Origin of the sequence: Amycolatopsis sp. WAC 01375, from assembly GCF_003947325.1 — a bacterium.
Classification (GTDB): Bacteria; Actinomycetota; Actinomycetes; order Mycobacteriales; family Pseudonocardiaceae; genus Amycolatopsis.
On the sequence record NZ_QHHW01000039.1, the window covers coordinates 51,601 to 67,829 of the forward strand.

The following is a 16,229-nucleotide window of genomic DNA, read 5'->3' on the forward strand; positions in this document are numbered from 1 at the left end:
GGTGCCTGTGGGGCAGCCGTGACATCAGTGCCTCGTCAGAAGTCCGTGAAGGCCTCCTTGAGGGACCCTGAGTCCCTCAAGGAGGCCTTCACGGACCTCCGCCGCGAAACGCCACGCCACTCACGACCGCCACCCGGTCCAGCCGTTCGCGCGCCCAGGCGAGCACCGGTGCCGTCGACGTGTCGGGCACCGCTTCCGCTCCGGTGATCAGCCGCCGGAGCCGAGTGCCCGCTCGATCAAGCTGTCGACGTCCATGGCCTCGATCAGCTCGTCGTCGGCCGCCTGCGCCGAGTCGACGTCCTCGGCCCCGTTCGTCGCGGTGTCGGCGAGGCCGAGCAACGCATCGAGGACACCGGCCTCCTTGAACCGCTCGAACGGCACGGAGGCAAGGATCCGCCGCACGTCCTCCTCCCGGGAATCCACTTCGTCCTCGGCTCCGAGCAGTTCCGAGCGCAGGTATTCGACCACCGCCCGCGGCGTCGGGCAGTCGAAGATCAGGGTGGCGGGCAACCTCAGCCCGGTGGCGGCGATCAGGCTGTTGCGGAAGTTGACGGCCGCCAGCGAGTCGAAACCCGCTTCCTGGAACGCCTGTGCCGGACCGACTCCGTCGGCACCACTGTGCCCGAGGACCGTGGACGCCTGGCTCCGGACCAACTGGAGCAGGATCCGATCCTGTTCGGCCTCCCCCGCCGCGCGCAGCGAGGTCGTGAGCGACGACGCGCTTTCCGTCGAGTCGTCGGAGGGTTGCGCCGCCTCGATCGCCGCCGCGGCCTCCGGCAGGTCGTCGAAGAGCGGGCTGGTGCGGGCCGACGTGAACGGCACGATGAAGGCGCGCCAGTCCATGTCGGCGACGACCACCGATTCCGTTGCCGCCTGGATCGCCCGGTCCAGTGCGGCCATCGCCGTGTCGGGTGTCATCGGGATGACGCCGCGCCGCCGGAGCTGGGCCAGTGTCTCCTCGTCCATCCCTCCTCCTGCCGCGGTCAGCGCACCCCAGGCGATCGCCTGCGCCGGAACGCCGTCCGCCCGAAGACGCCGTACCAGCGCGTCGAGGACCGCGTTCGCGGCGCCGGCGGCCGCTTGACCGCCACCGCCCCAGATACCGGCGATCGAGGAGAACACGACGAACGCGTCGAGCGGGAATTCCGCCGTCAGTTCGCTCAGCCGGACCGCGGTGTCGACCTTGGCCAGGAACACCTCGGCGACCTCGACGCCGGTGGTCTCGTCGATCGGGCTGGTCAAGGACATGTCGGCGGCGTGGACGACCGCGGTCAACGGCGGGCCGGGAGCGTGGACGAGATCGGCGAGCGCGTCCCGGTCGGTGTCGGCGCACGACTCGACGACGGTGCCGGTGTCCAGCTTCGCCAGCTCGTCGCGCAGTGATCCGACGCTTCCGCCGGGTTCGTTCGCGCTGGTCGTGACCACCAATCGCGCGGCGCCGGCCTGCGCCAGCCACAACGAGACGTACCGGCCGAGGCCTTCCGCGCCGCCGGTGACCAGGATCGTCCCCCTCGGCCGCCAGCGCCGTTCACCGGTCTCGGCCGGACCGGTGGCCCGCCGCAGGCGCCGGACGTGGACGCCGGACCGTCGAATCGCCACCTGGTCCTCACCGGACGTCCCGGTCAGCACACCGAGCAGATGCCGGACCGCTCGGCCGTCCGGTTCGGCGGGAAGATCGATCAAGCCGCCCCAGCGGTCCAGGCGTTCGAGTGCGGCCGCCCGGCCGAGGCCCCAAACCGCCGCCTGGGCCACCTGCGCGGCCCCGGCCCCCGCGTCGCGGGCATCGACGCTGACCGCGCCCTGGGTCAGGCACCACAGCGGTGCCGTGGCACCGGCCGCGGCGAGCGCCTGAATCAGGGTCAGGGTGGAGGTGGTGAGTGCCACCGGGTCCGGCCGGTCGCTCTCGGCCGGATCCGGGAGGGCGAGCAGGGACAGGATCCCGGCCACCTCGTTGTCGGCAAGGACTTCACCGAGCCGCCGGGTGAGTTCGGCACCGGGCAGGCCGGTTTCCACCGCGCAGGGCAGCACGTCGAGGCCGTTGGCCCGCAGCTGGTCGAGCAGCGAAGCGTCCCCGGCCGCGGGGGTGAGGACGAGCCAGCGGCCGGCGGGCACACCGAGGGCCTCGCGCTGGGGTGGGACCCAGCCGATCGCGTACCGGAGGTTTTCCGAGACAGACCAGGTGTCGCGGGCCCTTCGCCAGCCGGCGATGGCGGGCAGCACCGCGTCCAAGGCCTCACTCTGGTCGGCGGACAGCTCGAGCATGGCGGCCAGTGCCGCGGGATCGGCGTCTTCGACCGCGGTCCAGAAGCCGGCATCCACCGCCGGGCCCGCCGGTCCGTCGTCCTCCGGAGCGGCGTCGGTCAGCCAGAAGTGCTTGCGGTCGAAGGCGTAGGTGGGTAGCTCGGCCGGGTGCGGGAGCCGTCGCGCCGGTAGTGCCGAGCTCCAGTCGAGCGGCACCCCGCCGGCGAAGAGCCGCGCGGCCGAGGCGAGGAAAGAGGCCGGACCGTCGGCGTCCCGGCGCAGCGTGCCGGAGACGATCGGCCGTCCGGCGCCGCGGGATCGGTCGTCCTGGCCCGGATCGTCGATGACGTCGGTCATCGGTTGCGCCAGTACCGGATGCGCGCTGACTTCCAGGAACACTCCGAAGCCCTGTGCCTGCAGACTGGCGACGGCCGGGCCGAAACCGACCGGGCGCCGCAGGTTCTGATACCAGTAGTCCGCGCCGAGCGAATCGCCGTCGTCGACCCAGCCACCGGTCACCGTCGAGTAGAACGGAAGGTGCGGAGGCCGGGTGCCGATCCCGCTCAACGCCTTCGCCAGAACGTCCTCGATGCGCTCGACGTGCCGGGTGTGCGAGGCGTAGTCCACCGGCACCGTGCGGGTGCGCACGCCTTCGCGCGTCAAGACCTCCAAAGCCTCGGCCAGCGCCTCCTCGTCACCGGCGATGACGACCGAAGACGGGCTGTTCACCACGGCCACCTCGAGCCGCCCGGACCAGGCAGCCAGCCGTTCGTTCGCCTCGTCCGCGCCGAGCAGCACCGACGCCATGCCGCCCCGGCCGGACAGGGTGGTCGCGATCGCCTGGCTGCGCACCGCGACGACGCGGGCCGCGTCGGCCAGCGACAGAGCGCCCGCGACGCACGCCGCCGCGATCTCCCCCTGGGAATGGCCGACCACCGCGTCGGGCCGTACGCCCATCGATTCCCAGAGTGCGGCCAGGCCGACCATCATCGCGAAACTCGCCGGCTGGACGACGTCCACGCGATCGAGGGTCTTCTCGTCCACCTCGCCGCGCAGGACATCGGTCAGCGACCAGTCCACCCAGGGTGCCAACGCCCGCGCGCACTCGTCGATCCGCGCACGGAAGACCGCGGAACCGTCCAGCAGCGTCCGGCCCATACCCGCCCATTGCGAACCCTGGCCGGGAAAGACGAAGACCAGCCTGCCGGGTGCGCCGGAGCCTGCCACGCTGCCCGTGGTCAGGTTGGGTGCCGCCTCGCCGCGGGCGAGCGCGGCGAGACCGGTCAGCGCCTCGTCTCGTGAGCTCGCCAGCACGACCGCGCGCTCCGGCAGCGTCGCCCGGCCGCGCACCAAGGCGTCGGCCATCGACGGCAGCACCGGTCCGCCGGTCTCGGCGGGATCGTCCAGAGCCGTCCGCAGCCGGGTGGCCTGCGCGCCGAGTGACCGGACGCTCTTGGCGGACACCACCAGCGGCACGACGTTCGTCACGAGTCCCTTCACCCGGTCCGGATCCTCGGGCGGTGCGGTCGTGGCTTCCTCGGCCGGGGCCTGCTCGAGGATCACGTGCGCGTTGGTCCCGCTGGCGCCGAACGCGGAGACGCCGGCCCGCCGGGGCCTGCCGGTCCGCGGCCACTCCCGCTGCTCGGTCAGCAACGCGAGGGTGCCGGACGACCAGTCCACCTGTTCGGTCGGTTCCTCGACGTTGATGGTCGGCGGCAGCACACCGTGCCGCAGCGCTTCGACCATCTTGATCACGCCTGCCACGCCGGCGGCCGCCTGCGTGTGCCCGATGTTCGATTTCAAGGACCCGAGCCACAGCGGCCGCCGCGCGTCCCGGGCTTCCCCGTACGTGGCGAGCAAGGCCGCCGCCTCGATCGGGTCGCCCAATACCGTGCCGGTCCCGTGCGCCTCCACCGCGTCGACGTCGGCAGGCTCCAGTCCCGCCGACGCGAGCGCCCGCCGGATGACCCGTTGCTGCGCCTTCCCGTTCGGCGCGGTCAGTCCGTTCGACACACCGTCGGAGTTGACCGCCGATCCGCGAATCGTGGCCAGTACCCGGTGGCCACGCTGCCGGGCCACCGAGAGCCGCTCCAGGAGCACGACGCCGACGCCCTCCGACCAGCCGGTGCCGTCCGCGGTGGACGAGAACGACTTGCACCGGCCGTCGGCCGAGAGGCCGCGCTGGCTGGAGAACTCGACGAACGCCTCCGGGCTGGCCATCACGGTGGCCCCGCCTGCCAGCGCCATCGTGCACTCGCCGCGCCGGAGGGCCTGTGCGGCCTGGTGCATCGCGACCAGCGAGGACGAGCACGCGGTGTCCAGGGTCACCGCCGGTCCCTCGAAGCCGAAGACGTACGAGATGCGGCCCGAGGCGACGCTCGGCGACGTGCCGGTCATGACGTATCCCCGGACCTCCTCGGGAATCCGGTTCAGCCGGGTCGCGTAGTCGTGGTGCACGATCCCGGTGAACACGCCGACCTCTTCGCCACGGGCGGACAGCGGGTCGATGCCTGCCCGTTCCATGGCCTCCCAGGACGCCTCCAGCAGGAGCCGTTGCTGCGGGTCCATCGCCAGCGCTTCACGCGGGGAGATCCCGAACAGCCCGGGGTCGAACTGGGCGGCGTCGCCGAGGAAGCCACCCGACCGGGTGTAGGTGGTCCCGACGTGCGCGGGATCCGGGTGGTAGAGCCCGTCGGTGTCCCAACCGCGGTCGACCGGGAAGCCGGAGATCGCGTCGCGTCGCTCGATGACCAGCCGCCACAGGTCGTCCGGGCTCTCCACACCGCCGGGCAGCCGCACGCCCATGCCGATGATCGCGATGGGCTCGTCGGAGGCGGCCGGCGGTGCCGGAGCGCGATCGGGCACCTCGGCGACCTCATCCGCCACCTCGCCGCCAAGACGCGCCGCGAGGACCTTCGGGGTCGGAAAGTCGAAGACCGCCGTCACGGGCAGGTCGACGCCCGTGAGATCCCGCAGCCGGTTACGCAGCCGTACGCCGCCCAGTGAATCGAAACCCAGGCTCTTGAACGACTGGTCGTCGTCCATCGTGTCGAGATCGGCCTGCTGGTAGCCCAGCACGACCGCCACCGACTCCCGGATCACCTCGAGCGCGATCCGCTCGCGTTCGTCCTGGTCACGGGTCGTCAACCGGTCGGCGACGCTGCCTCGCGCGTCCTCCTGCCCGGCCGGGGCCGCGGGGACCGCGTCGCCGAGTGGCGCTTCGTCGAGCCAGTACCGCCGGCGCTGGAACGCGTAGGTCGGCAGCTCGGTGGCCAGGACCGTGGCGGAGCCGGCCGGACGGCCGATGATCTCGGGCCAGTCGAGGGCAACCCCGCGGACGTGCAGTTCGCCGAGGGCCGCGACCGTGTCGGCGACCTCCGCGCCGTCCGCGCGCAGCGTCGCGACGCAGGACACCGCCGAAGTGTCGAGGCTCTCGGACGCCATCGTGGTGAGCACGCCCCCGGGTCCGAGCTCCAGGAACGTCGTCACGCCCTGATCTCGCATCGAGGTGACCGCGTCCCCGAACCGGACCGTGGCCCGGACCTGCTCGACCCAGTAGTCGGGCGTGGCGAAGCGCTGTCCGGCGTCCAGCCTGCCGGTGACCGTGGAAACGACGGGCAGCCGGCTCTCCCGGTAGGTCAGCGCTTCGGCGACCTTCCGGAACTCGGCGAGCATGGGCCGCATCAACCGCGAATGGAAGGCATGACTCACCGGCAGCCGCCGGGTCTTGTGGCCGAACTTGGCGAGATCGCTCGCCACCCACAGCACGGCCACCTCGTCACCGGACAACACCAGTGACTGGGCGCTGTTGACCGCCGCGACGTCGATGACGCCGGGCGCCTCCAGCAGTTCCGGGGTCACCTCGGCCTCGGTCGCCTGGACGGCGACCATCGCTCCGCCCGGTGGCAGCGCCTGCATCAACCGGGCCCGCGCGGCGACCAGCCGTCCCGCGTCCGCCAGGTCGAGCACCCCGCTGACATGCGCGGCGGTGATCTCTCCGATGGAATGGCCCGCCACCAGGTCCGGGCGCACTCCCCACGACTCGTAGAGCCGGTACAGCGCGGTTTCCAGTGCGAACAGGCCGGCCTGGGTGTAGATCGTCTGGTCGATCAGCCGACCGGCCTCGGCGTCGAGGGCGTCGAAGACGACGTCGGACAGCGGCGCCGTGGAATGACCGGTCCAGTGCTTCTCGACGGCTTGGCAGGCGTCGGTGAACGCCTCGGCGAAGACCGGGAAACAGGCCGCGAGGTCCCGGCCCATGCCGGGCCACTGACTGCCCTGCCCGGTGAACAGGATGGCCAGCTTGCCGTCGGCCGGGGCGCCGCCGATGGCCGGAGCGGAACCTTCGGCCAGACCGCGCAGCCCGGCGGCCAGCTCGTCCCGGTCCCGGACCACCAGGACGGCCCGGCGGTCGAGCTGCGCCCGGCCGGTGGCCAGCGCGAGCGCGAGGTCGGCGGGCTCCAGCTCCGGCCGCGCCGCCATGAAGTCCGCCAGGCCGCCGGCCTGTGCCCGCAACGCGGCGGGAGTGCGACCGGAGACCGGAACCGGTACGCGGAGGTCTGCCGAAGGCCGATCGGTCACCTCACCGGCGTCCTGATCGGCGATCTCGTCGCCCGCCTCCTCCAGGATGACGTGCGCGTTGGTCCCGCCGATGCCGAACGACGACACGCCTGCCCGGCGCGGCCGTCCGGCACGAGGCCAGTCGCGGCGTTCGGCGAGCAGCCGCACCGCGCCCGCCGACCAGTCGACGTGGGTCGACGGCCGGTCGACGTGCAGCGTCCTCGGCAGGACGCCGTGCCGCATCGCCAGCACCATCTTGATGACGCCCGCGACGCCGGCCGCGGCCTGGGTGTGGCCGATGTTCGACTTCACCGAACCCAGCCAGAGCGGACGGTCGGCGGGCCGGTCCTGGCCGTAGGTTTCCAGCAGCGCCTGCGCCTCGATCGGGTCGCCGAGCGTGGTCCCGGTGCCGTGCCCCTCGACGGAGTCGACCTCGTCGCCCCGCAGTCCGGCCGCGGCGAGCGCCTTGCGGATCACGCGCTGTTGCGACGGGCCGTTCGGCGCGGTGAGGCCGTTGGAGGCGCCGTCGGAGTTCACCGCCGTCCCGCGGACCAGCGCCAGCACCCGATGGCCCCGCGCGCGGGCCTGGGACAGCGGCTCGACGAGAACGAATCCGACTCCCTCCGACCACCCGGTACCGTCGGCCGCGTCGGCGAACGCCTTGCAGCGGCCGTCGGGCGCGAGCCCACGCTGCCGCGAGAACTCGACGAAGGTCTCCACGGTGCCCATCACCATCACGCCGCCGGCCAGCGCCATCGAGCACTCGCCGTTCCGGATGGCCTGCACGGCCAGGTGCAGGGTCACCAGCGACGACGAGCAAGCGGTGTCCACGGTCATCGCCGGGCCTTCCAGACCGAGGTGGTAGGCCACCCGCCCGGAGAGGACACTGCCCGAGCCGCCGGTCAGCCGGAAACCCTCGACGCCGGACGCGTGGTGCGTGCGCACGGTCCAGTCGTGACTGTTCACTCCGACGAAGACGCCCACATCCTGGGCGTACAGGCTGTGCGGGTCGATACCCGCGCGTTCGAGCAGCTCCCACGAGGTCTCCATGACCAGTCGCTGCTGGGGGTCCATCGCCAGCGCCTCTTGCGGCGAGATGCCGAAGAAGCCGGCGTCGAACGCGCCCGGGTCGTCGAGGAAGGCGCCGTGACGGACGTAGGTGGTGCCGAGGTGGTCCGGGTCGGGATCGAAAAGCCGGTCGGTGTCCCAGCCGCGGTCGGTGGGGAATTCGGTGACCGCGTCGGTCTCCGCGGCGAGGATTCGCCACAGGTCCTCGGGGCTGCGTACGCCGCCGGGGAACCGGCAGGCCATCGCGACGATGGCGATCGGCTCCTCGGTCGTCGCCCTCGGCTCCGCGGTGGCCGGTCCGGCCTGCGCGTTGTCGAGGAGCTTGGCCTGCAGATGGGCCGCCAGCGACCGCGGCCGCGGATAGTCGAAGATCATCGCGGGGGACAGGGCCAGTCCGGTCGCGGTGGCGAGCCGGTTGCGCAGTTCGAGCGCGGTGAGCGAGTCGAAGCCCGAATCCTTGAACGTGCGGTCGAGCCGGATCGCGTCGGTGCTCGGATGGCCGAGGACGAGGGCGGATTGACGGCGGATCAGGTCGACCAGCGCGTCGAGCTGCTCGGCGGCGGGCAGCTCGCCGATCCGGCCGGACGGGGAGGCCTGCGCCGCCGGAGCGGGCCGCACGGTCGCACCGCCCCGGTCGACCGGCGGCCTCGCCGGTACCAGGCCGCGCAGCACGGACGGCATCCGCGGGTCATCGCCCGCCGGGAGCGCGGCCAGGTCGAAACCGGCCGCGACCACGGCCGCGTCGTCGCCCGCCAGCAGGCACTGGTCGAGCAACGCCATCCCGTCGCGGTCGGACAGGCCGATCATGCCGATGTCCCGGTTCCGCCGGTGGTCGGCGTCGCCGAGGTGGCTGGTCAGGCCACTGGCCCGGTCCCAGTAACCCCAGGCGATCGAGACGGCGGGCAGGCCGGCGTTCCGCCGTTCCCGCGCCACGGCGTCCAGTGCCGCGTTGGCGGCGGCGTAGTTCCCCTGTCCCGGGTTGCCGAGCACACCCGCGGCCGAGGAGTAGAGCACGAAGGCGGCGAGATCGAGGTCGCGGGTGAGGTCGTCCAGGTGACGGGCAGCGTCCACCTTCGCCCCGAACACGGTGTCGACGCGGTGCGGGTCGAGCTCGGTGATCACCGCGTCGTCCAGCACCCCGGCGGTGTGCACGACCGCGGTCAGCGGATGCTCCTCGCCGACCGTGGCCAGCAGCGCCGCCACCTGCTCGCGATCCGCCACATCGGCGGCCACCAGCCGGACGGTCGCGCCGAGCCCGGCCAGTTCGTCGTGCAGCGCCGCGGCGCCGTCGGCGGCGGGGCCGCGGCGGCTTGCCAGGATCAGCCGTCGGACACCGTGCTCGGCGACGAGGTGCCGCGCGGTCACCGCCGCGAGAGTTCCGGTACCACCGGTGATCAGTACGGTGCCGTCGGGATCGAGCGGCCGGGACGCGGGTGAGGGCTCGGCCGCGCGCCGCCGCGTCAGCCGGGGCACTCGGATCCGGCCGTCCCGAAGCCTCAGCTGCGGTTCACCGCTGTGCACGGCCGCGGTGATCGAGGCGGTCGCCCGGTCCGCGTGGTCGGCGGCCACCAGCACGAGCTTGCCGGGGTGCTCGGACTGGGCGGATCGGACCAGCCCCCGGACGGCACTGGTGGCGATCCCGTCCTGGTCGGGAGTGACGATCACCAGCCGGGCGTCGTCCTCGTCCGGCCGGGTGAGGAACGCCTGGATCAGCTCGAGCACCTCGACGACCGCGGCGCGCGGATCTTCGTCCGAGACGTCGGCCTCGTGGATCAGCAGCGTCGCGTCGGCGAGGCCGGGCGCCGAAGTGTCCTGTGGCGTCGGGTGGTCGACCCAGTCCAGGCGGAACAGGGCCGCGGTGGACGCGCGCTGTCCGGGAACCAGTTCCGCCACCGCCAGCACCGGCCGCCCGGCCGGATCGGCCAGTTCGACGCGGAAGGCCGTCCGGTCCCCGGCGGGCGTGGACCGGACGCCGACGGTGTCGGCCCCGGCGGCCAGCAGCCGGACGCCTCGCCAGGTCTTCGGCCGCTGACCGGCCGCGAGCACGGACCGGACGGCCGCGTCGAGCAGTGCCGGGTGGATTCCGTAGCGGTGCGCGTCCGGTCGCTCGGCGTCGTCGAGAGCGACCTCCACCGCGGGGGTACCGGTGGCCTCGGCGGCGGATCGGGCCGCCGGTGCCACGGTGGCGGTGGCGTGCGGTGTCCACTCTTCGGGGGCGCTCGCCCCGGACGGACCGGAGTGGACCGTCAGCGACCGCCGGTGGGCGGCGTCCGGCCGCCCCACGACGATCCGTACGTTCAGGCCGCCGTGGGGTGGCAGCACGACGGCGCGGTCGACGGTCAATTCCTCGACGACCGGGGCGCCGACCAGGTCGCCCGCCCAGAGCGCCAGCTCGACGAGGGCCGCCTCGGGTACCGCGTCGCCCGCCGACCACGACAGGGTCGACGCGGACCATCGCCCGGTCGCGATCAGGCCACCGGAATCGGGCAGCCGGACGAGCGCGCCGAGCAGCGGATGCCCGGCGTCGTCCAAACCCATGCCCGGCGCGTCGGCGGTCGACACCGGCCGCCGCCAGAAACGCTGTCGTTCGAACGGATAGGTCGGCAGGTCGATCCAGGTGGCCCGGACGTCTTCGGCGGCGAGTAAGCCGCGCCAGTCCACCGGGAGGCCGCGGACGAACAGCTCAGCCATCGATCGCGCCAAGCGTCCGAGCCCGCCGTCGTCCCGGCGCAACGAACCGGCGACGACCGCTTCCGAACGCGCTTCGTGTACGGCCTCAGTGACCGGCTGAACGAGTACCGGGTGCGGACTGACCTCGATGAACGCGCCGAAACCCTGCTCCAGCAGGCGGTCGATCGTCGGCCCGAAACGGACCTGTTGCCGCAGGTTGCGGTACCAGTAGCCGCCGTCCAGCGCGCCGTCGGCCCGGCCCCCGGTCACGGTCGAGTGGAAGGCCACCGCCGGCTCGACCGGCGACAGATCGGCCAGCGCCACCGCCAGCCGCTCCCGGACGGCCTCGACCTGGTCGCTGTGCGACGCGTAGTCGACCGCCACCCGCCGTACGTCGACACCGGACTCGGCCAGCTCGCGCACCACCTCGGTCAGCGCCTCCGGGGCACCGGAGAGCACCACCGAGGACGGACCGTTCACCGCGGCGACCTGTACCCGGCCGTCCCATTTCGCCAGCCGAGCGGTCGCCTCGGACGCGTCGAGACGTACCGATGCCATGCCTCCCCGGCCGGACAGGGTCTCCGCGATCAGCTGGCTCCGGACCACGACGACCCGCATCGCGTCGCGCAGGGAGAGCGCCCCGGCGACGTAGGCCGCGGCGATCTCGCCTTGCGAGTGGCCCACCACCGCGTCGGGCCGGACGCCCACCGACGCCCACAGCGCGGCGAGCCCGGCCATCGTCGCGAAGCTCGCCACCTGGACGACGTCGACGCGATCCCTCAGTTCCTGATCGGCCTCGCCTCGCAGCACGTCGATCAGCGACCAGTCCGCCCATTCGGTCAGCAGCCGGGCGCAGTCCTGGACGACCTCCGCGAACGCGGGGGAGGTGTCGAGCAGCTCGCGCCCCATCCCGGTCCACTGCGCGCCCTGGCCGGGAAAGATCAGCACGACGCCGGACGAGGCACCGGAAGTGGCGCTGTCACGCACGACGAGGGGACTGGCCTCGTCACGGGCCAGTGCGCGAAGGCCGGCCAGCGCCTCTTTCCGTGAGGCCGCCAGCACGACCGCGCGTTCGTCCATGGTCGTTCGCCGAGCCGCCAGTGCCACGGCGACGTCGATCCACGACGACTCGTCGGCGGTCTCGATGAGCGGGACCAGCCGGTCCGCCAGCCGGTTGAGCGCCGGCGTCGCCCGGGCCGACAAGATCAGCGGCACGATCGACGGCGACGGCACCGTCGCGTCCTGCCGGACGGCAGGCTGCCGGGGTGCTTCCTCCAGGATCACGTGGGCGTTCGTTCCGCTCAGGCCGAAGCTGGAGATTCCCGCCCGGCGCGGACGATCACGGTGCGGCCATGGCCTGCTTTCCGTCAGCAGCGCGACCGCACCGGCCGACCAGTCGACGCGCGAGGTCGGCTCGTCCACGTTGAGTGTCGCCGGGAGCACACCGTGCCGAAGCGCCTCGACCATTTTGATGACGCCGGCGACGCCCGCCGCGGCCTGGGTGTGGCCGAGGTTCGATTTGAGCGAACCCAGCCACAGGGGCTGATCGGCGTCCCGGCCCCGGCCGTAGCCCGCCAGCAACGCCTCGGCCTCGATCGGGTCGCCCAGCACGGTCCCGGTCCCGTGCCCCTCCACCGCGTCGACGTCCGCCGGCCCAAGGCCCGCCGACGCCAGCGCCTGCCGGATGACTCGTTGCTGCGCCTCACCACTCGGTGCGGTGAGGCCGTTCGACGCACCGTCGGAGTTCACCGAGGAGCCGCGCAGCACCGCCAGGATCCGGTGCCCGTTGCGGCGGGCGTCGCCGAGGCGTTCCAGCACCAGCATCCCGGCGCCTTCCGCCCACGCGGTGCCGTCGGCGGCCGCGGCATAGGACTTGCACCGGCCGTCGGCGGCCAGTGCGCGCTGCCGGGAGAACTCGACGAAGGACTGCGGGGTGGCCATCACCGTGGCCCCACCGGCCAAGGCCAGCGAGCACTCGCCGCGACGCAGCGCGTGGGCGGCCAGATGCAGCGCGACCAGTGAGGACGAGCATGCCGTGTCCACGGTGATCGCCGGTCCCCGCAAGCCGAGCAGATAGGAAATCCGGCCTGACGCGACGCTGCCCGCGGTGCCGGTCGTCTGGAAGGCTTCGAGCTCGTCCGGTACCGGGCCGGCGGCGCCGTAGCCCTGCTCCATCAGGCCTGCGAAGACACCGGCATCGGTGTCCCGCAACGACGACGCGTCGATGCCGGCGTGCTCCAGCGCCTCCCAAGCGGTCTCCAGCAGCACCCGCTGCTGTGGGTCCATGGCGACCGCCTCGCGCGGGGAGATCCCGAAGAAGCCGGCGTCGAACTCGGCCGCGCCCTCGAGGAACCCGCCCCGGTCGACGTACGAGGTCCCTGGCCGGTCGGGGTCGGCGTCGAAGAGCCCCTCCAGGTCCCAGCCTCGGTCGGCGGGGAAGGGCCCGGACGCCTCCCGGCCCTCGCTGACCAGACGCCACAGCTCGTCCGGCCCAGTGATCCCGCCCGGCAGCCGGCAGGCCATCCCGACGATCACGATCGGCTCGTCGGTCCCCGGCGAGGTGCCGACGGCGGTCTCGGCCGGGGCCCCGGCGGTGTCACCGACCAGTTCGGCGTGCAGGAACGCGGCCAGCGCCCGCGGCGTCGGATGGTCGAACACCGCTCCGGTCGGCAGCTTCAGACCGGTCCGGGCCATCAGCCGCGTACGCAGTTCGACGAGCGCGACCGAGCTGAACCCGAGATCCCGGAACGCCCGGTCCACCGGGACGCCGACCTCGCCGGACCGGTCGAGCGTCGCCGCGGACTCGTCCTGGACCATGGCCTGGAGCAGCGCGCGTTGCGCGTGCCGGTCCAGGCGGGCCAATTCTTCCCGGATGGCGGGCGTCGAGTCGCCGAGTCCGTCCCTGACGAGCGGCTCCGGGAAGAGATCACGCAGGAGTGCGGGCACGGCGGTCCCCGGCTCCGGCCGGTGCGCACGCAGGGCGAACAGCGGCGCCGGGTCCGTGGTGGCAAGGAGTGTGTCGACCGCGAACAGCCCGTCACGCAACCAGGATGACCCCGGGGTGTCCGTGGCCGGTTCGGTCCAGGTCAGTATCGAGCCCGCCAGCCCGCGACGGCGACGATCGTGGACGACGGCGGCCACCATGGCCGCCGAGACCTCCCGGCCGGGGTCCGCCGCCTCGGTGGCCTCGTCCGAGTCGACGATCGCGAGGAACGAAGTTCCGGTGGAGTCCGTGGCGGCGCTCAACTTCCTGGCCAGCTCCGGGTCGCCGTCGGCGAGGATCACCGCGGCGGCCGGGCCTGCCGCGATCGACGGCTCCCACCCGGTGGCGCCGGAGAGCAGCAGCAGCCGCTCGTCCGGGACCACGGCGGCCAGATGCCGCGCCACCGCCGCGCCGCGCACGGTGTCGGCACCCGTCAGCACCACGACGCCGTCGGAGCCCGGCCACGCGTCCCGCGTCGAACGGTCCGCCACCGCCTGGCGGGTCAGCCGGGCCACCAGAAGCTCGCCGGAGCGCAGCGCGCAGCGCGGTTCATCACGCAGGACCGCGTACGGCACGGCGTCGATCGGCGTTTCGCCGTCCAGGTCGACCAGGATCGCCCGGCTCCCCAGAACTCGGTCGATCGCGGTCGCCAGCATGGCCTGAGCCGGATCGGCGGGTTCGTCCAGCGCCGACACCGCCACCGCCCGCCGGGTCAGCAGGACCAGCCTCCCCGATCCCGCCCGGGCGGCCCACGTCGTCACCTCTTCGACCAGTCGCCGGGTCGCGGCGCGGCGCTCATCCCAAGTGCCCACGGTGCCGGGCGCGAGCAACACCGTCATCTCGGCGGCGCCTGCCGTGGCCAGCTCGGCGTGACCGGAGGAGAACGGCCCCCCGGCGGCGGCCGGGCCCACGAACGCCCACGTCGACGGCGCGGGGCCGTCGGTGCCGGGTGACGGCGCGGGCACCCACTCCAGGCGCAGGACCCCGTCGTGCGACCCGCTCGCGGTGTACCGCAGCGCGGCGGGCCGACCGGCCAACCGGCGGCGCTGGATCTTCCCCGAAGCGGTCCGCGGGACGGCGGCCACCTCGTAGACCTCTTCGGGAACCTTGAACGCGGACAGCTCCCGGCGGCACCGTTCGAGCACGGCGCCGATCTCGACACCCGGCGGATCCGCGACCACGTAGGCGACGGGCACCTCGCCCAGCACCTCGTGCGGCCGTCCGGCCACGCCGACGTCGGCGATCCCCGGAGCGCCGCGAAGAACCGCCTCGATCTCCTCCGGATGGACGTTCTCTCCGCCCCTGACGATCAGGTCGCTGATCCGGCCGCGGATGGTGAAGTACCCGGCGGCGTCCCGGCTGGCGAGGTCACCCGTGCGGTACCAGCCGTCTCGGAACGCGGCCGCGGTCACCTCCGGTTTGTTGTGGTAGCCGGACGTCACGTTCGGGCCGCGTACCCACACCTCGCCCTCGACGTCGTCCGGCACGTCGCGGCCGGTCTCCGGGTCGACGATCCGGACATCCACCCCGGGCACCGGAAGCCCGCACGACCCGTCGACGGGGACTCCTCCCGGCGGGTTCATCGTGATCGCCCCACACGTCTCGGTACTGCCGTACGCGTCGACCAGCGGCGCCCCGAAACCCTCGCGGAACGACCGGCACAGTTCGGCACCGGCGACCGCGCCCCCCACCAGCCCGATCCGCAGCGCCGGGAGGGTGATCCCGCGCTGCCGCCGTGCCTCGAGAAGGTAGTGATAGGTGGTCGGCACCCCCGCCACGAAGGTGGCCTCGGTTTCCCAGGCGGCTTCCAGGAACTCGTCCCCGGAAGGGCTGTCCATGATCCGGGCGGTCGCACCGACCACGGTCACCGCCAGCACGCACGCGATATGGGAAAGGCTGTGGAACAAGGGCAGCGGCCACAGCACGCGATCGTCCGCCGACAGCCCGGGGATCGGCACGTAGCTCGCCGCCACCGAGTACAGGCAATTGCGTTGGCTGGACAGCACTCCCTTCGGTTCTCCGGTGGTCCCGGAGGTGTAGAACATCCAAGCCACTTCGTCCAGGCCGAGATCGTCACCGGCGGGTTCCGCGGGCTCGGTCTTCGCGAGTTCTTGGTAGGCGTGGACGGACGAGTGCGCGGGTACCTCGCCGGTCACCAGCAGGCGTGCGCCGGGGGCAAGGGATGGCGAGCGCAGGAAGCCCGCCGCGTGGACGGGGTCGGTGATGACGGCGACCGCCTCGCTGTCGAGCAGGAGATAGTCCAGTTCGGAGTTGGTGGACGCGGGGTTGACCGGTACCCCGATCGCGCCCGCACGAAGGATGGCGAGGTAGCTCTCGAGCATCTCCACGCTGTTGCGCAGGCAGATCATCACCCGGTCGCCGCGCCGTACACCGAGGACGGCCAGATGTCCGGCCAGCCGCCGGGTCCGCGCCTCCAGATCGCCGTAGGTGACCGCCCGCTTGTCGTCCTGGAAGGCGACCTTCTCGCCGAAGCTGTCCGCGTGTCCCCGCAACACCAGGGGGAGGGCTTTGATCAGTTCGGCGCGCACGGAATCACACGTCCTCTCGTAGAGCGGACCCATCGGGCAGTGGATGGACGAAGCCCTTCGGCCCGCATTCGGAGGCTAAAAGCGGCGGTGCTGACCTGGGATCCCTCAGCCTGGTAGACGCCTCACCGCCGCGCGTCCGCTGTCCACGGAAGGCATCC

Annotated in this window: 1 protein-coding gene; it reads right to left on the reverse strand. The window is 72.8% G+C overall.

What is annotated here, in order from left to right; genetic code table 11:
* Positions 1–207: 207 nt before the first annotated feature.
* On the reverse strand, positions 208–16,071 hold the full coding sequence (locus tag DL991_RS27900; protein WP_233599033.1) for a type I polyketide synthase: 15,864 nt from the start codon (positions 16,069–16,071) through the stop codon (positions 208–210).
* Between the last annotated feature and the right edge of the window lie 158 nt (positions 16,072–16,229).